The organism is Dyadobacter diqingensis (assembly GCF_024220585.1).
GTDB classification, from domain to species: Bacteria; Bacteroidota; Bacteroidia; order Cytophagales; family Spirosomataceae; genus Dyadobacter; species Dyadobacter diqingensis.
In genome coordinates, this window is sequence record NZ_JAMXKF010000001.1 from 1,388,668 (window position 1) to 1,412,521 (window position 23,854).

The 23,854-nt window shown below is 42.8% G+C and carries 18 protein-coding genes; 5 read left to right on the forward strand and 13 right to left on the reverse strand.

Annotated features, from left to right (window positions below; all coding sequences use genetic code 11):
• Window positions 1-294: 294 nt before the first annotated feature.
• The 3 genes from M1L62_RS05495 to M1L62_RS05505 all read right to left on the reverse strand — a co-directional run bounded on the left by M1L62_RS05495 (window position 295) and on the right by M1L62_RS05505 (window position 5,708).
• Entirely contained in the window at window positions 295-1,947 is a 1,653-nt protein-coding gene (locus M1L62_RS05495; protein ID WP_254411998.1) for a SusD/RagB family nutrient-binding outer membrane lipoprotein, read from the reverse strand.
• Window positions 1,948-1,972: 25 nt separating this feature from the next.
• Window positions 1,973-5,341 carry a SusC/RagA family TonB-linked outer membrane protein gene (locus M1L62_RS05500; protein WP_254411999.1) on the reverse strand — a complete coding sequence of 1,123 codons (3,369 nt, stop codon included), beginning with the start codon at window positions 5,339-5,341 and terminating at the stop codon, window positions 1,973-1,975.
• 169 nt (window positions 5,342-5,510) lie between these two features.
• The gene (locus M1L62_RS05505) at window positions 5,511-5,708 is read right to left on the reverse strand and encodes a hypothetical protein (protein WP_254412000.1); all 198 of its coding nucleotides are present in this window, start codon (window positions 5,706-5,708) and stop codon (window positions 5,511-5,513) included.
• 213 nt (window positions 5,709-5,921) lie between these two features.
• Here M1L62_RS05505 and M1L62_RS05510 point away from each other — a divergent pair, with 213 nt between their 5' ends.
• From M1L62_RS05510 to M1L62_RS05525, 4 genes are all read left to right on the forward strand, one after another.
• Window positions 5,922-7,373 carry a BamA/TamA family outer membrane protein gene (locus M1L62_RS05510; RefSeq protein WP_254412001.1) on the forward strand — a complete coding sequence of 484 codons (1,452 nt, stop codon included), beginning with the start codon at window positions 5,922-5,924 and terminating at the stop codon, window positions 7,371-7,373.
• 219 nt (window positions 7,374-7,592) lie between these two features.
• Window positions 7,593-8,186, forward strand: a complete 594-nt coding sequence (locus M1L62_RS05515) for a hypothetical protein (protein ID WP_254412002.1) — start codon at window positions 7,593-7,595, stop codon at window positions 8,184-8,186.
• Between the two features lie 6 nt (window positions 8,187-8,192).
• The gene (locus M1L62_RS05520; protein ID WP_254412003.1) at window positions 8,193-8,900 is read left to right on the forward strand and encodes a peptidylprolyl isomerase; all 708 of its coding nucleotides are present in this window, start codon (window positions 8,193-8,195) and stop codon (window positions 8,898-8,900) included.
• 112 nt (window positions 8,901-9,012) lie between these two features.
• On the forward strand, window positions 9,013-9,957 hold the full coding sequence (locus M1L62_RS05525) for an SDR family oxidoreductase (RefSeq protein WP_254412072.1): 945 nt from the start codon (window positions 9,013-9,015) through the stop codon (window positions 9,955-9,957).
• A gap of 160 nt (window positions 9,958-10,117) precedes the next feature.
• Here M1L62_RS05525 and M1L62_RS05530 read toward each other — a convergent pair whose 3' ends face one another.
• The 10 genes from M1L62_RS05530 to M1L62_RS05575 form a co-directional block, all read right to left on the reverse strand.
• Window positions 10,118-10,858 (reverse strand): hypothetical protein, encoded by a 741-nt coding sequence (locus M1L62_RS05530; RefSeq protein WP_254412004.1) that lies wholly within the window; start codon window positions 10,856-10,858, stop codon window positions 10,118-10,120.
• Window positions 10,859-10,915: 57 nt separating this feature from the next.
• Window positions 10,916-11,734, reverse strand: a complete 819-nt coding sequence (locus M1L62_RS05535) for an alpha/beta fold hydrolase (RefSeq protein ID WP_254412005.1) — start codon at window positions 11,732-11,734, stop codon at window positions 10,916-10,918.
• A 118-nt stretch (window positions 11,735-11,852) separates the two neighbouring features.
• On the reverse strand, window positions 11,853-12,917 hold the full coding sequence (locus M1L62_RS05540) for an isoaspartyl peptidase/L-asparaginase family protein (protein ID WP_254412006.1): 1,065 nt from the start codon (window positions 12,915-12,917) through the stop codon (window positions 11,853-11,855).
• 409 nt (window positions 12,918-13,326) lie between these two features.
• On the reverse strand, window positions 13,327-14,970 hold the full coding sequence (gene glgP, locus M1L62_RS05545) for an alpha-glucan family phosphorylase (protein ID WP_254412007.1): 1,644 nt from the start codon (window positions 14,968-14,970) through the stop codon (window positions 13,327-13,329).
• 29 nt (window positions 14,971-14,999) lie between these two features.
• Window positions 15,000-16,067: a DUF3500 domain-containing protein gene (locus M1L62_RS05550; protein WP_254412008.1), complete on the reverse strand. Its 1,068-nt coding sequence runs from the start codon at window positions 16,065-16,067 to the stop codon at window positions 15,000-15,002.
• A 124-nt stretch (window positions 16,068-16,191) separates the two neighbouring features.
• Window positions 16,192-16,974, reverse strand: coding sequence for a 3'(2'),5'-bisphosphate nucleotidase CysQ (cysQ, locus tag M1L62_RS05555; RefSeq protein ID WP_254412009.1), 783 nt, complete (start codon window positions 16,972-16,974; stop codon window positions 16,192-16,194).
• A gap of 426 nt (window positions 16,975-17,400) precedes the next feature.
• Window positions 17,401-18,495 (reverse strand): substrate-binding domain-containing protein, encoded by a 1,095-nt coding sequence (locus tag M1L62_RS05560; protein ID WP_254412010.1) that lies wholly within the window; start codon window positions 18,493-18,495, stop codon window positions 17,401-17,403.
• A 219-nt stretch (window positions 18,496-18,714) separates the two neighbouring features.
• On the reverse strand, window positions 18,715-19,605 hold the full coding sequence (locus tag M1L62_RS05565) for a hypothetical protein (RefSeq protein ID WP_254412011.1): 891 nt from the start codon (window positions 19,603-19,605) through the stop codon (window positions 18,715-18,717).
• A gap of 98 nt (window positions 19,606-19,703) precedes the next feature.
• Window positions 19,704-20,270, reverse strand: coding sequence for a hypothetical protein (locus M1L62_RS05570; RefSeq protein WP_254412012.1), 567 nt, complete (start codon window positions 20,268-20,270; stop codon window positions 19,704-19,706).
• Window positions 20,271-20,441: 171 nt separating this feature from the next.
• The gene (locus M1L62_RS05575) at window positions 20,442-21,206 is read right to left on the reverse strand and encodes a 3-keto-disaccharide hydrolase (RefSeq protein WP_254412013.1); all 765 of its coding nucleotides are present in this window, start codon (window positions 21,204-21,206) and stop codon (window positions 20,442-20,444) included.
• Between the two features lie 254 nt (window positions 21,207-21,460).
• On the opposite strand from M1L62_RS05575, the gene M1L62_RS05580 reads away from it, so the two are divergent.
• On the forward strand, window positions 21,461-23,821 hold the full coding sequence (locus tag M1L62_RS05580; RefSeq protein WP_254412014.1) for a GH92 family glycosyl hydrolase: 2,361 nt from the start codon (window positions 21,461-21,463) through the stop codon (window positions 23,819-23,821).
• Window positions 23,822-23,854 lie beyond the last annotated feature (33 nt).

Here is a 23,854-nt window from a genome sequence, read left to right on the forward strand (position 1 = left end):
TGTTACAGACTGTCGAAAAAACAAGACAAACAATTTTCGTATGTTAAGAATTTGTTATGTATGCATACTAATTCAAGGCAAATAGTGATCCTCATACGGATGTTCAATCCGTCCGGAAATCAATAAAATTCAAAGCATCATTATTACTTGGAAATGTTACTAACGTACTACTCCCGAAAAATTAAAAATGATAAAATTTATCAGACGGTCAGATCATTAGCAAAAAAATCCGGAAGGTGCCTGAACAATCATTCAGCACACTTCCGGATCTCGGGGTATCTCTATTTATACAATTTATTGCAGCAACCAGATCTTGGATAACTGATCATCTGTTTTCGGAGATAACGTTCCTACGCCCAAATCGTAGGCTATTTTATTTTGCCCCAACTCGTCACCAGGATAACGGAAACGCAACGGGAATTCAAATCCGCTCAACCTGCCATTATTAAAAATATTCGGCAGTTTGGTACGGCGCAGGTCCAGATACGCTTCCGAAGAAACAAGGAACAGTGCAAGCCATTTCTGATCAGCAATTTTAGCTAACTGACCTGCTTTGTCGGCCGGTAAAGCAATGCTGGTTTGTGCGAGATAAGTAGTAACATCCGCTTGTGAAACACCCCAGCGAAGCAAGGAATTTGTGATTCCTTTCCGGTAATAAGTATCTGCACTGCCTGTAATCAAGCCTTTTGCAGCGGCCTCAGCCAGAATAAACTGAACTTCGTCACTATTCAACACCATCGCTTTCAGCAGCGCATGTTTATTCTCTCTGAACAACTTAGAGAATTTGGAAACCTTGAAATTCCCCATGGTACCACCTGCGGCAACATCGTAATGACCGTTACCATTTTTCCAGTCACTCAACATACCGGCAATAAAACCGACATAAACCTTATTCGAGTCAATCAGGATATCCTTTGTTGCATACTGCGCGATATCCTTGTTGGAGCGATTGATGTATTCCCAGGTTGATGTGTACGAATAACCATTCGGATCTTTTGTCGTGAAACTCACGCCATTTTTGGAAGCATCACTGGTCCAGGGCTTTTCCACCGGCGCCACCCACACCTGCAAACGCGGATCGTTCAGTTCGGTAAGTTTATCGATCAGCGTTTTGCATGGACGTCTTTTATCAAACTCATCCACAGAAACCCAGTTTAAAGTACCACCAGTCCATGAATCGCCTTTATCTCCGCCCAATGTTCCAATGTAGGAGATTGATGCATTGTCTGTTGCATCCGTAAAAATCGGGGCATTCAATAACGCCGTCATTCGGGTTCCTGCGTCAGCCATTTTACCTGACGCTCTCATTAAAAGACGTAATTTCAATGAGTTGGCAAATTTCTGCCACTTCACTTTATCGCCGGCAAACATCAGGTCATAAGAGCCAGACACCGCATCTGAACCTGAGGTAATCAACAGAGTCGCTTCGTCAAGCTCTTTTAACAAACCCGCATAAATATCTGCTTGCTTGTCATATTTTGGATATAAAAGCCCTTGTCTCGCTTTAAGCGCCTCTGAATAATATACGTCACCATAAAAGTCCGTCATGTAAGAAAATAACAAAACTCTGAAAACAGTGAAAATTCCTTTGTGCGTTTTCGAGTTTCGCGTTTCTGCCAGCCCGATCGAACCATCGATAAGTTTAAGGATTTCCATCGCGTCATACATCGTCGTAACCGGAGATTTAAAGCTGGAATAAAAATTATCCCCGCTTTGGTAATTACTCTCCATGTGCTGAACAGCGCCCGGCAGGACCCTGCTATCAAAACTCATTTTTTGGTAAAACAATGAGGTTTTTTTTATAATGGATGCCAACAGATAAGGATCGTTAACAGACTCCACAGCATTTTTCTGCTGAAGGGTATCGTCCGTCCTTAACTCATCGTCGCTGCAAGACCCTAGTCCTATCAGTGATATTATTGCAAATATTTTTATTATCGACTTCATAATTTCTCTAAACAAAGGTTACACATTAAAAATCAAGTGACAGCTTAAACCCATAAGAGCGGATACTTGGTAAAGTAGCTCTTAGAATACCCTGACTGGATCCAACACCACTGAATGCCGATTCGGGATCTTCATGACGACCTGATTTATTCCACTGAAATACATTTCTTCCAACCAAAGCAAGCGTTACGTTATTCAGTTTATAAGCTCTTGTCAGGTTTGAAGGTAAAGTAAAGGCAATCGAAATTTCTTTCATCTTGAAATTCGTTGCGCTGTAAGTTCTCGTCGATGTGAAGTTCCAGATGATATCGCCATAACCATTGTATGGGAAATCATAGAACGTATTGTTGGCATCAGCACCGTTGACGATATAATCTGTGTCTTTGGCATCTTCCGGTTTGCCCTCGTAAGCAGGGTTCAGGAACACACCTTTCACATAACTTGCATCCTGGAAATCTGAACGTTTTCCATCATTGTTACTGTTAATGGCGTCAAACTGACTTGCCCCAACAGCCGGCCAAACCATTCCGCCGTGTTCTGCATCACGCCCGCCTTTCCACAATGGATTGTTGTCGCCAGATCCCAGAGTGGTGACCGCACGTCCGTTTGACTCAAGATACTGCTGATTAACCGAAACATATTTTCCGCCTTTACGAAGACTTCCAACCATGTTCAAAGTAAATTGTTTGTACCGGATTGTGGTGTTCATACCAAGAATAAAATCCGGGTTGAAGTTACCAAGCTGTCCGCGGTCTCTTTCATCCGACGACTTCTGGATTTTTCCTTCATCACCATCCAAAAGCGCCATACCTGCATATTTACCCGTTTTCACGCGCATTACAGGGTTTTCTTCATAGATATTTCCAATCGTTTCACCTTTCGCGATTTTCACTTTCGTTTTTCCGTCATAATTGGCAAATACGTAACCGTTTGGAGCAAAACTACTGGATAGTCTTGTGATCGTCGCTTTATAATGTGTAAAGCTACCGGCAACATCCCATGAGAAATCCTTTGTTTTGATCGGCGTAAACGTCAGTCCCCATTCATACCCTTTGCTTCTTACATCTCCGATATTGGTCAGCAAGCCCGCGTAACCGGAACCTTTAGGAAGCGGAATGTTATCGATCTGATCTTTTTGATCCTTGATGAAGTAGGTGAAGTCAAATTTCAAACGGTTACGGAATAACCACAGATCAAGCCCTGCTTCCTGCGTTACGGAGTGCTGCGCCTTAATATTTTTATCAACCAGCGAAGCGTTGATGCTTACCGTATTGATAGCGCCCCATGGACTCGCATCATACGTGTAGGTATCAACAGATCTTTTTCTCACCAAACCGTTCCCCACATCAGCAAGTCCCAGACGGAATTTCAGCAAACTGAATGCTTCCGGTAATTTGAAACTTTCCGAAGCAAGCCAGCTGAAAGAAGCCGATGGATAGAAATAATGGATTTTTTCTTCTGGCAAAACACCTTTCCAGTCATTACGTCCGGTCAGGTCCAGGAAGAATTTTTCGTCCCAGCCGATCGTCGCGGTACCATAAGCACTCACCGACTTGGTCGTCATAAAAGGATCGCCTTTCAAGGAAATGGTCCCGGCCTTGATATTGGGTAAGGTAAACAAGGCCGGCGAGTTAAGATCGGCTCCTGTAATTTCCTGGCTGTTGGTATTCGTAAAACGGTAATTTCCACCACCGGCAACACTCAGCGAAAGTTTCCCAAAGTTTTTGGTGAAAGTTAAAATCGCGTCGGAGTTAGCTTCAATACTGCTGTTATTTCCTGAAACATACTGACCAAAAGCATCACTTTTATCACCCCACGACTGGCGCAGTTCATAATTCTCCTTAACATTTTCCATCCCGGTTCTTACCAGAAATGAGAAATGATCCGATAATTGCCAGTTAAGCTGGACTTTGCCAAAAAAGTTATCTCTTCCGAAACTATGAATTTTTTCGTAAGTCGTCCACCATGGATTATTTTCAGACACAGCTATTCCGTTATCTTTCATAATGGCGCCGTTTTGTCTCACGCCTTCGAAACCATCCAGCCAGTAACTTTTCATCTCGCTCAATGGCTGAAGGTTGCTTGGCATATTAAAGAGCAAGCTGTTCAACACACTGTTCGAACCGGTTGTATTGGCTTTATTCGGGTTGAAGGTGTTGATGTAGCTTGCGTTAACGGAGACCGACAAACGATTGGTGATATTGTACTGGGAATTGAAATTCACCGACTTCTGCTGCGTTTTGGTATTCGGCATAACACCTTTATTTGTCATGTTCGACAACGACAAACGGAACGAACCTTTATCATAATTACCCGTTACACCAATGTTATTGGTAATGGTGCTTCCGGTTTGTAAATAAGCTTTCACCCGGTTTTCATTGGAAGAAACCATCGGGCCATTTTTCCAGGCTTTTGCTTTTACGTCCCAATAATCTGCTGTGAACTTACCATCCAGTTTTGGTCCCCAGGTATCCGTGTTATCGTACTGCCATTCATAGGCGCGTTCACCTTGTCCGAATTCCGTCTGGCTTTCTATAAACTGGTAAGGTTTTTCTACCGAGGCCATCGTCGAGAAAGATACACCCAGGCCTTTTTTAGCTCCTTTTCCGGTTTTGGTTGTGATCATTACCACACCATTTCCGCCTTCGGCCCCATACAGGGCACCTGCGCTACCACCTTTCAGAATGGTCACAGATGCAATATCATTCGGGTTAAGCTGAGACAAAATATTTCCAAAGTCAACACCGTCCTTTGAAGTGAAGGTCTGCGTACCAACCGGAATACCGTCGATAACATACAGCGGTTGTCCTTTTACAGCTACATTGGTACCGCCGTCGCCGGTTGTAGGCATCACAGTTGTTCCCCGAATATTGACCAAAACCGATGAAGTAGGGTCACTGCTCAGGCTGGTCAGGTTAACACCGCTCACCTTTCCGTCAAGCGACTTCATCAGGTTCGGGTTTCCGGCCTTAACCAGATCTTCATTATTAATACTACTTACCGAATATGCGAGAGATCTGGTCGCTCTGTTGATTCCCAACGCTGTTACGACCACCTCTTTTAGATTTTCTGCACTTGGAGCGATAGCAAAATCCACTACACTCCTTCCATTCACGGGAACATCCTCCTGGTTATATCCAACAAAAGAAAAAACAAGCACGGGATTGGTGCCGTTTACTTCGATGGAATAAGTTCCGGCCGCATTGGTTGTGGTTCCTGTCTGCGTTCCTTTCAGAATAATGTTAACACCAGGCATTATCGTCCCATCTTCCCGGGACGTAACCTTACCTGTCACCACGTTTTGCGCACAGGCCAGCGAAACGCATGTTCCTGCCAGCAAGGCTATCAGAAACAACCGCCTGAGCGTACATTGAATAATAGAGTTTGGATTCATAACTTTTTAGAATAATAATTGGACAAAGACTTATGTACTATCAGCACTGAAATTCGTCGTTAATTCCCTTCACCTGATGAAATGGAAAGAATCGTGGTTTATGCCTGTTAAAAATGTATTAGGTTATTTTAGTAAATTCATTTTCAGAGGTTGCAAATCTCTATCGCGATCAGGCTTTCTCCTGACTCTGGCCGGAGTTTCCTTCATTCTCTTTCAACAACCGGTCAAAATAAATTTCAAGAGCATCGGAATACTTTTGCTGTTCATTTTCGTTATTAATACCTTCCAGCAACTCACCCAGTTCTTCCCCGGAAAGCTTGTTAGCGATCAGTTTGCCGATCAATTTTTCAGCCCGGGAAGGTGTCATATGCTTAGCTGGTTAGTCTGTGATATGATACTGTACCGCCGAAAGAAGAGACTATCATTTTTAGTTGTTTTTTTAAAATTAACAGTAGGTTAACACAGGAAAGCGGTTAGGCGTATTTCAAGGGATCCCGGAGTTTATTTAACGGGACTTCGTCATAACAAATGATTTAAGCGTATTTTTGAAAAATATAAAGCATAGTCGCAATTGAAAATCGTGACAAAACAGAAACACGGGCAGGGCAGAATGAAGGATACACTACGCTATCAAACGATTTACTTTTTATTTGCTTTTTTCTTCTTTGCGGGATCGCTGCGCGCTCAGTCGCCAGCGGATAGCGTCGCACACGTGATCATTGGCGATATACGTGTGGAGGGAAACCATCGTACGCGCACCGGCATCATTACCCGGGAGCTGGCCATTAAGTCGGGAGATACGATCAGAACCAACCTGCTGGCGGAAACTTTGGAAATCGACCGCCGCAAAATCATCAATACCAATTTGTTTGTTGTCGTTGAAATGATCCCCGAACCCAATGCCGATTCGGTCCGTACCGATGTGCGCGTTGTGGTAAAAGAGCGTTGGTACCTTATTGCAACCCCGGTTTTCCAGCTGGCCGACAGGAATTTCAACGAATGGTGGTACGACCGCAACCGTGATTTTAGCCGCATCATTTACGGCATTTATTTAAGTTACGGCAACGTATCGGGCCGCGCCGACAAACTTCGTGTGCTGGCTGAGTTTGGTTTTATTCCAAAATTTGAGGTTTCCTATTCTCTTCCTTATCTTGATAAAGCACAAAAAACCGGTATTACCGTAGGAGCCTCCTATTCAACCAATAAAACGATGGCTTACCGAACCTGGCGTGATAAGCTCAGTTATCTGAACAGCGAAGATATCAACAAAAAGCGCTTTTACTCCTTTGTAACCTTAACCCGCCGGAATAAATATTACACCTTTCATTCGCTTGATCTGCGTTGGAGCTCGACGAACATTACGGATACGATCGCTGTATTAAATCCAAATTATTTCCTGAAAGGCAGAACAAAACAGACTTATTTCCAGCTTACCTATTCATACAGCTACGACAAACGTGATAATTTCCAATACCCACTGAGAGGACGTGTTGGCGGGATCCAGTTTTCGAAAATCGGGTTGCTGCCGTCGGATAAGATAAACCAGGCTTATGCGTATGGTTCGTACAAACAATTTTTCCAGCTGAGTGAGCGCATATTTGCCAACTCGGGGATCCGCGCCCGTTTTTCTGTTCCCAAAAGACAACCTTATCTGCAAACAATCGGACTGGGTTATCGCAATGACCTGGTGCGGGGTTATGAGCTTTACGTCGTTGACGGACAGGATTATGGACTAATCAAAAATGAGCTGAAATATAAATTATTCTCTTTGCAGAAACATTTGTCCTGGATACCTGTACGGCAATTTAACACCATTCCGCTCGCTGCCTATCTGAACACCTTTGCCGATGCTGCCTATGTCAGGAACAGTTATCCTGAATTCAGCAATACGCGGCTTGGAAACAAGGTCATATACGGCGGTGGCGCAGGAATTGATGTCGTGACTTTTTACAACATTGTGGCCCGTTTCAACCTAACCATCAACGGAAAAGGCGAACGCCGCTTCTTTTTCAACATTGCCAGAGAGTTCTAATTTAGGTCAAAACTGGGTAACATTTTCCTTATTCGTTATCACAAACAAGCATCAAAATCTATCGGCATAGCTTTTTTAGGCCCTTATTTGGCAATTCAGGTAGTTATTTGCCGGCTTTGCTGAAAACCAATGCCCAACATTTTACCACAAATTGATAGTCCGCATTAAAAAACAAGCTGATAATAGTTAGATTTGCGGTATTAATCCTTTTAGCGAAACATGACATACTTTACCACTCTAAGAAACACTTTAATAGTTGTTATTCTGGCGTTTGCACTTGGAAACTGCACCAGTAAGACAAAAGATGAGAAGGAAGCAACGGTTACAGATTCTACCGCACTGGCTACGCCTTCGGCCGAAGAACTGAACAGCGACCAGTCTGCCCTGCTTCAGGAAATACTGGGCAATTCTTCCGATGGTGTTTTTCGTGGCATAACTTTTGGAGATCCTTTAAGCAAGGTCAAAGCAACCGAAACCTATGAAATGTTTGAGGATGTGGCCGACCATGTGGGTTTTACCAAGGAAACAGAAAAGCTTGAAACGATCGACATCCAATATTTCCTTACCGCCGACAAACGTGTGAATAAAATTACCGTGGATGTGTATCTGAACAGTCCGGATGCTACCAAGCAGTTGTGGAATGCCGGAAAAAACCATTTTACGGAGACATATGAGGCTCCAAAAGAGAAGGATAAGATCGTTACCTGGAACAAAAACTCGATACATGTAACAATGGAAGATGTATCGGAAGGAAAAGATTACGGCCTGAAATTTCAGTTCACGCCTGATAAAAATGTACTTGCTGCTAAATAATTTACGATGAAATTAAACCGCCTGACTTTACTGACAGTTTGCTGTCTGATTGCCCTAAATACCTTTGCCCAGAAAAAATCAAAAAGAGATTATGTGGTGACTATTTCAACGGATGAAGGAAAAATGCGCCTGATTCTGTTTGATGAAACCCCCAAACATAAAGCCAATTTTATAAAACTTTCAAAAGATAAATTTTACGACGGCCTGCTTTTCCATCGGATCATTAAAGATTTTATGATTCAGGGTGGTGACCCTAACTCCAAAAATGCAAAACCTGAGGATATGCTGGGCAGAGGCGATAACGGCTATAAAATTCCAGCTGAAATAGAACCAAACCTGTTCCACCGCAAAGGAGCGTTGGCGGCCGCCAGGGATAATAATCCAAAAAAGGAATCAAGCGGATGTCAGTTTTATATTGTCGAAGGAAGAAAATGGAGCAAATCGGAGCTTGACAAACAAGCCTCCCGCGCCGCCAGAAAATTGACGGATGCTCAGAAAAAAGTCTATGAAACAGAAGGCGGAACACCACATTTGGATGGTGCCTACACCGTTTTCGGTCAGGTGATTGACGGCATTCCCGTACTGGATTCCATTAGTGCAAAACCAAAAGACGAGCGCGACCGTCCGGATAAGGATGTTAAAATGAAGGTCTCGGTTAAGAAAATGAAAAAGAAAAAGATTACCAAAAAATACGGTTACGTTTTTGCGAGTTAATCCAATCAGATATTAATTACCTTCGGTTACTTTTCTAGTCCCTCAATTTTCGCAAAATTGAGGGACTTTTTTGTCTTATCTTGCATCCAAACAAAACATTGCCACTACCGACATGACGGTTACTTCCTTAGCACCTTCACAAGCAGATTCATCAAAAAAACGTTTCCTGATTACCGGTTCCAATGGTCTTCTCGGGCAGAAACTCGTAGAATTACTGATTCAGGATGTATCAATCCATACCATCGCCACGGCGCGAGGGGAGAACCGGCTGCCATTTAAAGAGCACTATGAATATCTGCCCATGGATATTACAGATCCTGAACAAATTGAGGCAGTAGTTGCGGCAACAAAACCGGACGTGATCATTCACACGGCTGCCATGACCAATGTGGACCAGTGTGAAATGGAAAAGGACGATTGCTGGAAACAAAATGTTAATGCAGTTGAATTTCTGGTTTCTGCATGTCAAATACACAATGTATTCCTCGTACACGTTTCCACCGATTTTATTTTCGACGGGAAAGCCGGTCCGTATACCGAAGAAGCAGAACCTAACCCGGTCAGTTTTTACGGATGGAGCAAATATGCAGCTGAGAAAATAGTCATTCATTCCGATATCAAATGGGCGATTGCGAGGACTGTCCTTGTTTATGGCATAGCGCATGACATGAGCCGGAGTAATATTATTCTTTGGGTAAAGAAATCTCTGGAAGAGGGGAAAAATATAAAGGTGGTGACGGATCAGTTCAGGACCCCGACGCTTGCGGAAGATCTGGCTCAGGGTTGTTTCCTCATCGCGGATCAAAAGGCAGAAGGTATCTTTAATATTTCAGGGAAAGACCTCTATACGCCTTATCAGATGGCCATGATGGCTGCCGATTATTTTGGTCTGGACACATCCCTGATTGCTCAAACCGACGCGTCCAGTTTTACACAACCCGCCAAACGCCCGCCCCGTACCGGTTTCGATCTGACAAAATCAGAAAAAATATTGGGATACAAACCACATACCTTTCAGGAAGGCATAGCAATCCTGGCTAAACAGATCGGTGCCTGATCATCGCCATGTTCACCCCAATTTTAATCGGGTGAACATGGCTTAGCGTTTATAATGCGGTTATTATAATCATGTTCATTTCACGTGTCGCAAACGCAGAAACTACATACAACTTTTCGACACTTCGCACCTTTGCATCGAATTTAAGTTCATAACATAGTCAATTCGGCAGGATAGTGCTTATTTCGAAAGGAGTATTTTTGTTGGTCGAAGGCGACATCTTTTTAACATTACTCCTCTTTACATAGAAATTAATCTCGTTGGCCGGTATACCTTTCTCACCGTTCACAAGGATAGTATCATTCGGAGAATTTAGCTTCAACCAGCCAGTTTCGTTTATTAAATAATAGCTTTGGTTTATTTCAAAAAACAAGGCGTTGTTTCCAAGTTTTACATTTTCTATTTTATCTTCAAAATCAACTTTTTGTTTCACCTCGTTGAAACCTTTTAGCACATCTTTATAAGTGTTGATCTTACCCATCTTAAGTTCAGAGAAGGCGGGAGATTTATTATTTGAATTTTGCATCGCGAAGTAATATGTGGCACTCAGACGTGAGCCAATATTCCCCCACCGTTCCTTTTGAGCATACAAATTATATCCTATTTTTTTCAACTTGATATTAAAATTGATCTCGCCATCCGTTGAAAGTTTAAGCACTATATCAAAATATCCCTCTTTATTCGTGGATCCTAATACATCGTTTTGATCATTGTAAATTGCCACTCCGGAAATTGGCAATAATGTTTTAGAATCGACAATCAGCCCATTAATATTTATGGTTGTCATTTTCTGAAAATTAAATGCAAATGAATATCCACTATTGATCGCAGTTAACACGATTGCCATAAATAAGATCCGTAGCGGTTTCATAGTTATAAGATTTGCGGTTAATAATATCAAATACTTTTCTTTTAAACCAGATAAATCAAGTGAATTACTTTTATTACCAGTAATTTTTTAAGGCAATTTTGAAATCAATAATTTGAAATTGTCAATCACCAGGTTCGGTTCGTCAATCATGATAAAATGCCCCGACTGTGTGGTGGCAATATGGGTAAAATCGGTTACACCATTTTTTAACAATTCGTGTGCATCATAGAAGATTTGCTTTTCTGATGATGAATGGGGAGGCTCCACTTTCATACTCGTTAGCACGATTACCGGTACGTTTGGCAAAGAAGGTAATTTACTGGTGTATTGCAGGTCTTCTATAAATTCCCTGGCTTCAAGTGTCCCTCCGAAATTGGCACCGTTGGCATTTTTGGAAGCATCGTAAAGCATATCTTCTTCTGCCTGCGAAGGACGATTATAAAATTCGTGTGAGGGATCAACAAATAAGAGGGCAGCCGTTTTGAGTGGGTTTTTAACAGCATAATCTCGTATGATCAAACCGCCCAATGAGTGCCCGATCAATATTACCTTTCTTCCGTTTGAAAACTTATCGATGACGCTTTCCAATTCGCTTCGTAACCGGTCGATATTTCTTGGGCTTGGGCCATTTTCCGACTGCCCATAACCCGCCCGGTCATACATGAGTACATCAAGGTTACTGTTTATTTGTGAAGCAACAGCGTTATTATTCCATACCGTATGGTCGTTGCCCAATCCGGATTCAAAAACAACTAAATACTTAGAATTTTTTATTGCGGAGAATGATGCCAGTTTGTGGGTAGTTAAATTGATTTTTGTTTCTGTGAAAGCAGGTGTTGCGTCGTTCGTTTTTTTACAGGAAATAATAAATAAAAGGGTAGCCAAGGCTAATAGTGTGATTTTCATTTCAGCGTTTTTGATTCATATTTTTTCGTAAAGCTACTCCGGTTAAAATGATAAGTAACTGTATCCGGATTAATAAATTGTAAGCATGCCAAGTTTACCGAAGAAAAAGCCGCTCGCCCTACTTTTCATCTTTATAGATCATCACTTCACCTTTTCCATCACTTTTAATAAATCCCCTGTACATACCCTCACTGTTAAAAGGCATCGCGATATTCCCGTTTCGATCCAGCGCAATTACGCCACCTTCTCCACCGCGTTCTACCAGTTTTTTCATAACCACTTCATCGGCAGCTTCTTTAACAGTCAGGCCTTTGTATTCCATTAAACTTGAAATGTCATAAGCTACAACTGATCTGATAAAAAACTCTCCATGACCAGTTGCCGATACGGCACAGGTTGTGTTATTGGCATAAGTGCCGGCACCTATAATTGGCGCGTCACCAACCCGTCCATATTTCTTGTTGGTCATTCCACCCGTTGAGGTTCCGGCTGTAAGATTTCCAAACTTGTCAAGCGCAACACAGCCCACGGTGCCAAATTTTTTGCCCTCGGTAAAGATCAGATCCTCATCCTTCGAATAGCCCGTTTTCGGCGCTTTCTTAATTTCCTTCTTATTTTCAGAATGATCCAGTTCGATTTTCTCCTGCTCTTTTGCTTTTTGCAAAGCCTTAAATCTCGCCTCTGTATAAAAATATGCCGGGTCTACAATTTCCAGTCCCTGTTCCTTGGCAAACTGATCCGCTCCCTTTCCTGCCATCAATACGTGCGGTGATTTTTCCATCACGGCAATAGCACCGCGAATTGGATTTTTGATGGTGGTTACGCCTGCAATGGCACCTGCCTTCAAAGTATTTCCTTCCATGATTGCTGCATCCAGTTCGTTCTTTCCTTCATTGGTAAAAACAGCACCTTTTCCGGCATTAAACAATGGAGAATCCTCCATCACCATAATCGCCGCCTCAACCGCCTGTAAACTGGTACCGCCCTTTTTCAAAATCGCATAACCCTTTTGGAGTGCTGTATTTAATGCTTCCCGGTATGCTTTTTCCTTTTCGGGAGTCATATTGGCGCGTGTGATCGTCCCGGCGCCTCCATGAATGACGAGCGTTATTTTATCAGAATAATCCTGAGCGAACGCCGTCTGGAATAAAAAACAGCAAACAATCGAATAAATAAATTTCATAGGAGCACATGTTTAATGATAGACTTTATCAAATCTACTAACTATCACCTGCATTAAAGATCTCCATTTGGCTTTTTTTGCTTCGCTTTGAAATATGCAAGCCACATGCCCACGAAAATGGCTATTGATGTATAAGTTGATATGGGAAGCGATTTCCCTGATTGATAGGAATGAACGACAACCCAGATAACAGCGGTCGTCATTTGGTTAGAGAAGTTTATTAATTAAATCAATTTGAATGCTTCCCGGCATTCGCAGGTTACTCTGTTAACGCCTGACTAAAAAAAGATCACTGATTGCCTACAAAATAACACCAACCCACTTGACACGAAACGTGTCATTTTTGACAAACAACCGACCAGCTTTCGCTGGTCGGTTGTTTGTTTTAAGGCATTGAATCTATATCTTTTCAATACAATTTTTCATAATATTCCCGCGCCATCCGGTCGGAGTTAAATTCCTCGCTAACGTCGTTCATACTGTTTAAAGTGATCCGCTGCCATTCCTGCTGGTTTTTATAATAGGTGGGAAGCACCTTATTTTCAATCACTTCAAACAATGCGTCGCAATCCTGCTTATTGATATCTTCTCCTTCCGCCACCGGCAGGATGAATGAATTTTCATCGTTTTTGGCAAATTCACAAATCCACCCGTCGAAGGTAGAAAGGTTCAGCGAGGCATTCATGGCGGCTGTCATTCCACTTGTTCCGGATGCTTCACGGGTAACCACCGGCGTATTCAGCCAAACATCGGACCCGTCTTTTAGCAACTTGGAAAGTGCCAGTTCATAACCCGTCAGCACAGCCATATTCGGAAAATAATGACTCAGGTAAAAAAGATGATTGAAGGTATTGATGGCACCTTCATCCTTCGGATAAGGCTTGCCTGCCCAAATAATCTGGATCGGCAGCTCTTTATTTTCCAGCAATTTTTTAAACCGTTCCACATCCCAGGTCAGGATATCCGGACGTTTATATGCCGCAAACCGGCGCGCCCAGACAAGCGTCAGAACATTAGGATCAAAAATCTTCCCGCACTGGTCGGCAACGGTTTTGAAAAGTACTGTTTTTAACTCCTTTTTGCGCGTAGCAATGGTTTTGGAATCCTTTTTAATCCGGGCCTTTTCCAATACCGGATCTACCCAATACGTGTTATTCTGGGCGTTGGTGATATGGATAATCTCACAAATACCCGGATAACTTTTCCACATCTGACGGGACACTTCTCCGTGTAATTTAGACACGCCGTTAGCCTTTCTGCTCAGCCTTAAAGCGGCCAGAGAATGGTTAAAGGTATTGTCCTTAATACCGGTTATCTTCCTGACCACATCCATTTTTAACCCTGAAAAGAATCCGAGTCCTTCCAGGAAATTGATGTCGTGCTTTTCATTTCCGGCTTCTTCCGGCGTATGCGTCGTAAAAACCAGACGCTTTTTCAGGTCAGGTACTTTTTTATATTTCTGGTAGAGATAAAATGCTGCGGAAACCGCGTGTGCTTCATTTAAATGATACACTTCGGGTTCATATTGGAGCTCGTCCAATAACCTGGCACCGCCTATTCCCAGTACCATACATTGCGCCACCTTCATGGTCACATCAAAATCGTAAAGTGAATAGGAAATTGCACGCGTGGCCTCATCATTTCCGTCCGTGTCCGTCGTAAGGAAAAACATCGGAGCCGTTTTAAAAATCTCAGGATCGAGGTAATAAGCCCTTACCCAAACATCTTTTCCCAAGATCGGAATTTGAAACTGAATGCCCGTATCCGTTAAAAAATGATAGATTTTTTCATGGAATTGCGGTTCCATACTATTATCCTTTTTCCGCCCCTGGTCATAATATCCGTATTTCCAGAGCATTCCAACGCCGATGAGATTCTGATTTAAGGCATAAACACTTTTCATATGGGAGCCCGCCAGAAAACCCAGACCGCCAGAATAAGTTTTGAGCGCCTGGTCCAATGCAAACTCCATTGAAAAATAAGCTACTGATTTCGTATAGTTTTTATCCGGTTTAAACGGATGCTTAAAGGGCACAGAAAATGACTGCTTCATTGAGGCAAAGTTTAAGTGAAAGATATTTACTAATGATTCGCGTGCATTTTTTCGTAATGCGCCCGTAACAAATCTTCTCCGAAATCATTGGTAAGGTCCCTGACCACAGTGTGAATGTGATTAGCGTTATTTTGGGTATTATCCAGTTCAATCAGGATTGTCGGTCCCTGAATCCGGTAATAATAACCTGCCCCATCCTTTATTTCCGGATCCGTTTTTCCCATCCAAGCAAAATGTATGCCATCAAGACCGGTTCCCTTTAACTTATTCATTTGCTGGTTTTTCAAAGTCACATGATAACGATCCAGATAAACCGCGATCAGCTTTTGAAAAAGCTTTTTCTGCGCCGGTGTCATATCTTTCATCGCAATTCCTTCCGGTTTCAGCTTCACCAATTTACTCCGTTTATTTGAAGATAAAATTTCCCAGGGTGCCTTTTCAGATAAAATTATTGTCTTCTGCTGTGCTGCCGAAAACGAATGAAGAAGCTCAAAAGCCACATCCTGCTCGTCTTTTAATATTCGTTTACCTTTTTGAGGAACGTCAGCCAGCACGATTCCTGGATTTGAACCAAAGAAACCAGGTGTAAAAGTAATTTCATCTCCGGCCACCGTAAAATGCAGTGAAATATGATGCCCTTCCAGACGCCAGCCCCAGGGTTCTTTTTCACCGGGTTTTCCAAAAATCAGAAAGGCATAGTTCTCAGGATCACGGTAGGTATCGTTCGCAGATTTATTTTCAATCACCCGCAGGACATTTTCAAGGTCAATGATTTCTCTGGTTTTTTGATAGCCACCGGCACTCAAAACAATTCTGACCATCTCAAAAGCCTTAGCTTGCTGATCAGCATTCATGTTTTTCAACGTTAATCCCTTCCGGGCTCTGGGAACATAATTCCAGTCAAAACGAAGCGAATCGGCGAACGAAACACAGGCCTCTTTTTTCCGCGTGGCATCCAGACTGCCGGTAAAATTCTGAACAGCCGTCGACAATTTCCCGACAAGCAGCTTATCCTGGGCTTGAAGAGAACCAGATTTAAACAACGTTATAAAACAGGCAAAGAGAAACAATTTGCAGACCAGCGGATAGGATTTCATGATTTTTGTCTGTCAGTGAATGTATAAATAAAAAAGAGCTTGTCTGCCCGATTATACTTTACCGGACTGACATGCTCTTTTTTCGCTAAATGTTTAAGAAACTTAGCTTTATCTCTTAACCTGGCTATTCATCTCTTAATGTCAAATGCTGGGCGCTGCAAATAAAACTTCCGTTTAAGAGAGACGATTTATTGTATAAAAAAGGCTCTCCTGAAAGTTTGGTCATTTTACCGCCACTCAGTGTAAGAATCGCCTGCCCGGCCGCTGTATCCCATTCCATCGTGGGGCCGTGACGGAAATAAATATGCGCCTCTCCTTCTGCCACCAGGCAAAATTTAAGTGAACTTCCGATCGCAACATTTTTAACAATCGGATAACGTGCGAGTACTTCCGTTTCGGCAGGGGCTGCATGCGAACGGCTGCCGACTGAAACCCAGTCTACACTGTTTTTGTCCACTTTCATTGCAGATTTCACACCGTCAGAAGTTATTTTCCATCCGCCGGTTTCCTGATTGGCATAGTATAGGGTATCGGTGACCGGCACATAAATAACGCCTAAAACAGGGACGCGGTTATGGATCAAAGCAATGTTTATCGTGAATTCTCCATTGCGGTTTATAAACTCTTTTGTCCCGTCCAACGGGTCAACACACCAGAAATATTCCCAATCCTTCCGCTCTTCATAAGGTATGTTCTGCCCCTCCTCAGACAGGATCGGAATTTCCGGCGTAAATGTTTTCAACCGGTTAACGATCAACTCATTGGATGCTTCATCAGCCAGCGTTAATGGTGATTCATCCGTTTTATATTTTACCTCTTCCGCCTTCTCCGAATCATTATAAACAGCCAGGACTACCTTTCCGGCATCCTTTGCGATTGATAGTAATTCTTCTATTTCGAGTTGCATATCAGGGTCTGGATTGGTGTGGGAACAAGACTAATCTGCAAATTATAGTGTTAAAATTTTAATATTATTAGCCAAAATTGACTAGTAATTGACGTTTTTTCTCAATTGACCAACAACTACGGGCATCCTTTTTTCCACAGACCCAAACAAACCTTCCTGCAACTTTATCCTTTGAAGGTCTTCCGGGTTCAAATTTTTACTAACCTACTGCTCCAAATTTTTATTTAAGATAAAAAAATATTCGATTTCTTCCTTGGTAAAGACGTGGCTTTTTTGATCGTTACAACCACAACCATTCCTTTTGATTACCAACCGGAACATCGTCTTAACAGATTGGAATGAGCAGTTTAGAGCCGGGCTGATCCAACTACTCCAAAACCCTGTTCTGCTCCTTTTGCCTTTAACAAGTAATCTTGTGCAATTAAATCATTTTATGGATTCCTCAACAAGGTCTTCCTCGTCGATGTAATAATGCAGATTCTCTTTTGTGACGATATCCAGCGGCAAAAATTTGAGTGGCTGAACATCTTTTTTAAAGACCAGAAAATCCACAAGCTGACTCACGCTCCAGTACCCCTGCCCTTTCGGATTCTGATTGATCAGGAACGAAATGGCTCCCGTATTGAGATAAGCCAGATTTTTGGGAAGCAAATCATAACCGATAATTTTCACACCACTAATCTTCTTTTTTTCCAGATAAGTAGCAATGTCATAAGCCTTTGACGTCGTGACGAAAATGTGTTTCAGGTCCGGGGTGTTATCTACAATATCATCCAGTTTTTTAACAAAAGCATTCTGATCGGAACGGTTAAGTTCAACCCGTATAATCTTGTAGTGATTTTCCGGATCATTCTCGGTGAAATAACTGCGCATGCCATTTTCCTTTTTAATCAAATGGGCAGCGTTACTTATTTCCTCATCAATATGGGCGATGAGTATGGAACATGGTCCGGGCTGACCGTAGTGCAGAAGTTTACCACCAAGCATTCCGCTCTGGTACGAATCCTGGCCAATGTAGCTAAGCGGCCCAAACTCGGCGATTTCCGTGTTAAACAATACAAACGGGATCTTATCCTTGCCCCACTTTTCAAAAAAAGGCAATGTCTCGCGGTAAAAAATCGGCGATAACAAAATGCCATCCGGTCGGGTCCTCGTCAGTTCATTGGCTTTTTCTATATACGAATCGGCCTGATAAGGATTAAAAACAAACTGCTCGACTACCACGCCATATTGTTTCAGGTCTTTTTCCGCCTTTTCAATCCCTGCCTTGGGTGCTTTCCAGTAAGAATCCACCTGATGATCCGGAATCAAGGCGGCAATACGATAAGTTTTGTGCGAACCCAGCGCTCTGGCCATCAGGTTGGGTTCGTAATTGCTTTCTTCTATGATTTTGAGAATCTTCGCCTTGGCTTTCTCCGATACCTTCCCTCTGTTGTGCAGCACGCGGTCTACCGTCCCTGTTGATACGCCCGCTTTTAACGCAATATCCTTTATTCTTACATTCCTGTTATTCTGTTCCAATTTGACGTCGATTTTTTCAGATAATAATATAGAGTGTCTGGTTTACCGCGGAGTTGGAGATCCTATCCACCGGTCTGTTGCTGTGCAATAATTTGTGCATAAAGGTAAGGGATCGGGTCCCAATGAAGGCAGAATTTTCAAAGGGACTGGATTGATAAAGAAAATGCCTGCCGGATTATACTTGATCCGACAGGCACTTATTATCAAATGGAACAGATATTATTTCCCGAACAAACGTGCCCAGAATCCCTTCGCTTTGGTTTTGGTTTCTTCATATGTCTCCGACGCCGCCTCTTTCAGATCTTCCAGCTCTTCGGCTGCTTTGGCTTTCAGCTCAGCTGCCTTAACCTGCGCTTCCGCCAGTTTTTCCGCAGCGATTTCCTTGGCATCTTCAAGCTTTTCGGCGGCTAGTTCCTTCGCATCCGCGAACTTTTCAGACGCTTCCTCTTTCAGTTCCGCGAATTTGTCCGCAGCTTCTTCCTTCAAACCTTCGGCTCTGCCCGACAGGTCCGAAATAATTTCTTCTGCTTTTACTTTCCCTGCCGCAATATTTAATTCGACTTCATTTTGAAGCTGCTCCACTTTGCCCGAAAAACCCGATTTAAGTTCTTCCACCTTCTCTGCTCCTGCTTCTTTTACCTCTTCCGCTTTGGCAGCCACCTCTTCCTTCACCTCAACGATTTTCTCTTCGGCTACCTCTGCTTTTTCGGCCACTACTTCTTTTACTTCTTCGGCCTTCACTTCTGCTGTTTCCTTTACCTCTTCCACTTTTGCAGAAACTTCTTCCTTCACTTCGGCAACCGTCTCTTTTGCAGCTTCCAGTTTTTCTTCTCCGGCAGCTTTTACTTCTTCTACCGTTTCCGAAACCTCGGCTTTTACTTCCTCCACTTTATCTGTCACCACCGCTTCCACTTCTTCAGCTTTATCTGCTGCTACCGCTTTTACTTCCTCAACCTCCGTTGCTGCTGCAACTTCCACATCCTCCTTAATCTCCGAAATTCCTTCGGCAGCTTCATCTTTTACTTCGATCGATTTATCTTTAATATCTTCGATTTTTTTATCCAACGACTCGTCTGCATCGCTTGGTTGAGGTTTTTCATTGTCTGCCATATCAGTGGATGATGTTTGAATGGAATAGATTAAAAAAGGTTGAATGCGTAAGCTACAAAGGACTTATCAAGGTTGCAAGCATTTTACAGACCTTTTTATTATGATAACCTTCTTATGATCAATTTTTTAACGATCTCATAAAAGATATCCGGCTGAAGAGTCCGCCAGTTGTCGAGCTGCAATGTACCACCAAAATTAAGATAGTAATCCAGCCTGAAACGTTTCCATTCTTCCTCGACGTGCTCCCTGAAATTGACGGCAGCAATCCAGCCATCCTCAATGTCGTCAAACCACTCGGCATAGTAGTCGTCTTCGGCACCGTGAAAATTCATGATATTTTCACCCAAAAGAATAAACTGGTTAATGCCTTCATCCACAAGCGGATCAATCACCTGCCGTTTGAAATACATAATATCGTTGTGCAGGGTATCATTCCACTCTCCAAACATCTCGATGATCACAAAATGTTTGTTGTAATCAGCATACAGGATTTTAACATAGAGCGTCTCCGAACCAATAGGGTCCCAAAGCGGATGAATGTAGTAACCATAAATCGCGTTTTCGTAGTAATCGAGGTTATAAGTCCGGCCATAAAACGGCGACCTCCGGTCTCTGCTTGCGACGTAATGTTTTTCCCAGTTATAATATGGCTCAATTTCCTGCATGATTCCAATCGTTGAATAAGGTAAAATTCAGGAATGCGATCCCTCAAAATTAGAACAAAAAAGGGGTTTAAGGTGGTTCAGCGCGAGGGGCATAAAAAAGAGAAGTCAAGTTTTGAAAACTTGACTTCTCTAATTCTTCGAAAGTTGACTTCTTTGGTCCCTATCCAAAAACTATATTTCGCGGATCCAGATATTACGGAAACTCGTTGTGTTGTTGTGATCCTGCAATTTGATCGGGCCTGCACCATGCGGTGTAATATTAGGCTGACCAACGTAAGGCGTAGTACCCTGAATAGCCGTATGGTTCTGAACCACTACACCATTATGGATTACGGTAATGTAAGGTGGAATGGTCATTTGTCCATCCTTATTGAAATGCGGCGCTGTGTACACAACGTCATAAGTCTGCCACTCACCTGGTCCAACAGTTGCATTTACCAGAGGCATCGTTTGTTTGTAAATTGAACCAGCCTGTCCGTTTGAATACGTCGGGTTATTGTAGCTGTCAAGTACCTGAAGCTCGTAAATTCCCTGCATAAAAATACCGCTGTTACCGCGTCCCTGGCCGCTTCCTTCAACCTTTGCAGGCGTGCGCCACTCGATATGAAGCTGATAATCTGTGAAAGTCTTTTTTGTCTGGATATCGCCTTTTTTAGGCGCACATGTCAGCGTGCCGTCAGCCACCGTCCATGGTGCCGGGCCATTGCCCTCATTTCCTGAAACCCACTGATCCAGATTTTTACCGTCAAATAAAACGATAGCATCCGAAGGCGCAGTAAATCCTGAAACCGCAGCTGAACCTTTACCAGGCGTTACTAAGCGTGGAACCGGAGTCCATAATTCGCTTGACTCAGGTGTTTGTTTTGAGGGCTGTAACTGTGCATGTGATGCAGCTGCTGTCAAAATACCAGCCACAATCATTGTAATTTTTTTCATAGATTATCAATCGATTTTTATTTGGAAATTATAAGGTTAAAAAAATACTGATTTACTCATTTTCCGGGAAAGCGGGTATATTCATTGTTGTCGAACAAAAAACTAATAAACGTTAACTTTCCTTAGAGATTTCAAATTTAGGCGTCTTGAATTGTATAATTAGCACAAATTTTAAAAATATAAATTGCTTACCCGCTTGCTAAAACGTTTTATTTATACTTTTAACCCAAAGTTAATCTTGACCTGCACCTTTTATGCGTCCATTTTCCATAAACAGCAATAGTAAAATTACGTTGCGTAAACTGCTTTCGGCGGCTGCTATCTTTGCCTCGCTGCATGTTTCTGCCCAAAAATCCACAGAAAATTATGTCCGTTATGCCAATCCGCTGATCGGGACTGCAAAAATGGGACATACCTATCCGGGGGCAACGGTCCCTTTTGGTATGGTTCAGCTAAGCCCCGATACCGACACACTGCCCTATGGCGTGAAGGGAAAGTATAATCCGGATGTTTACAAATTCTGTGCGGGTTATCAGTACGACAGTAAAACGATTGTCGGTTTCAGCCACACGCATTTCAGCGGAACGGGTCATTCAGACCTGGGAGATTTCCTGATCATGCCCACAACAGGAAAACTGCAACTGAACAGCGGAACCGAAGACAAACCTGAAAACGGCTATCGTTCTGCTTTTTCGCATAAAAATGAAGTGGCAGAGCCCTCCTATTATAAGGTAAAACTCGACGACCATAACATCACCGCAGAACTGACTGCCAGTAACCGCGTGGGAATGCACCAATATACTTTCCCAAAATCAGACGAAGCCCATATCATTCTGGACCTGATGGCCGGGATTTATCAATACGACAACAAGAACGTCTGGACTTTTGTACGTGTTGAAAATGATACGCTGATAACCGGTTTTCGCCAGACCAATGGCTGGGCGAGAACACGGACAGTTTATTTTGCCATGACGTTCAGCAAGCCGTTCCGTACTTATGGGACCAAAATTGATGATAACAATGTCTACAAAGGTTTCTGGAAAAAATTTGATCAGGAACATAACTTCCCGGAAGTAGCCGGGAGAAACCTGAAAATGTATTTCGATTTCCAGACCGCGGAAAACGAAAAGATCAAAATCAAATTTGCAATCTCTCCTGTGAGCACGCAGGGCGCTCTGGCGAACATGAAAGCCGAAATACCGCATTGGGATTTTGACCGTGTAAAAACGGAAGGACAGGCGCTTTGGAACAAGGAATTCAATAAAGTGGCTGTAAAAACGATCAATGAAGATGATAAGGTGAATTTTTATACTGCATTGTATCATTCATTTTTAGGCCCGACCACTTATATGGATGTGGACGGATCTTACAAAGGTCTGGATATGAATATTTATAAAACGGATGGATCGACCAATTATACGAGTTTCTCCCTTTGGGATACCTACCGGACACTGCATCCGCTTTTCAACGTCTTGCAGCCGGCACGAAATGCCGATATGATCAAATCCATGCTGGCACACTATAACCAGAGCGTTCATAAAATGCTTCCGGTTTGGTCGCATTATGCCAATGAAAACTGGTGTATGATCGGCTACCATTCCGTACCGGTCATTGCGGATGCGGTGATTAAAGGCAATGCAAATTTTGACGTAAACAAGGCGCTGGAAGCTTGTGTGACCACAGCCAGAAACAAATATTATGACGGCCTGAACTACTACATGGAGAAAGGTTTTGTGCCGGACGACAAAAATTCATCATCGGTTTCCAAGACTCTGGAATATGCCTACGACGACTGGTGTATTGCCCAGATGGCGAAAAAACTGGGCCGTAATGATATTTACGAAGAGTTCAGCAAGCGTGCCAATAACTATAAAAATGTCTACGATCCGTCCATCGGATTTATGCGTCCGAAACTGAACGACGGCAGCTGGCGTAAAGACTTTGACCCGTTGGATACACACGGACAAGGTTTTATCGAAGGAAATTCCTGGAATTACAGTTTGTACGTGCCCCAGGCACCGGCTGAAATGATCGAACTGATGGGTGGCAAGAAACGGTTCACCACACATCTCGATTCGCTTTTCAGCATGAATTTGCCGGATAAATATTTCGAAAACACGGAAGATATCTCCCGCGAAGGCATTATCGGAAATTATGTGCACGGCAATGAGCCCTCTCACCACGTGGCATATCTTTACAACTGGCTTGACCAACCATGGAAAACAGAGGATAAAATCCGGATGATTTTGAAAGCCATGTACAAACCAACCATTGATGGTCTGGGTGGCAATGATGATTTCGGACAAATGAGCGCCTGGTTTATTTTCAGCTCCCTTGGTTTTTACCCGGTTGCGCCCGGTTCTGACCAATATATCATCGGCAGCCCGGCGGTACAAAATGCAAAACTGAACCTTGAAAATGGTAAAACTTTTGAAATTGATGTAAAAGACCAGGCCGACAAAAATGTCTACATTCAGAAAATAGAACTGAACGGTAAAGTTTTGACGCGCAATTACATCACACATGCCGAAATCATGGACGGAGGGCAGATTAAATTCTATATGGGTGCCAAGCCAAATAAGAAAAGAGTAACAGCAGAAGCGATTAAGAAATGATTGTGTATATTGCTTTCTGAATTTTTTATATAA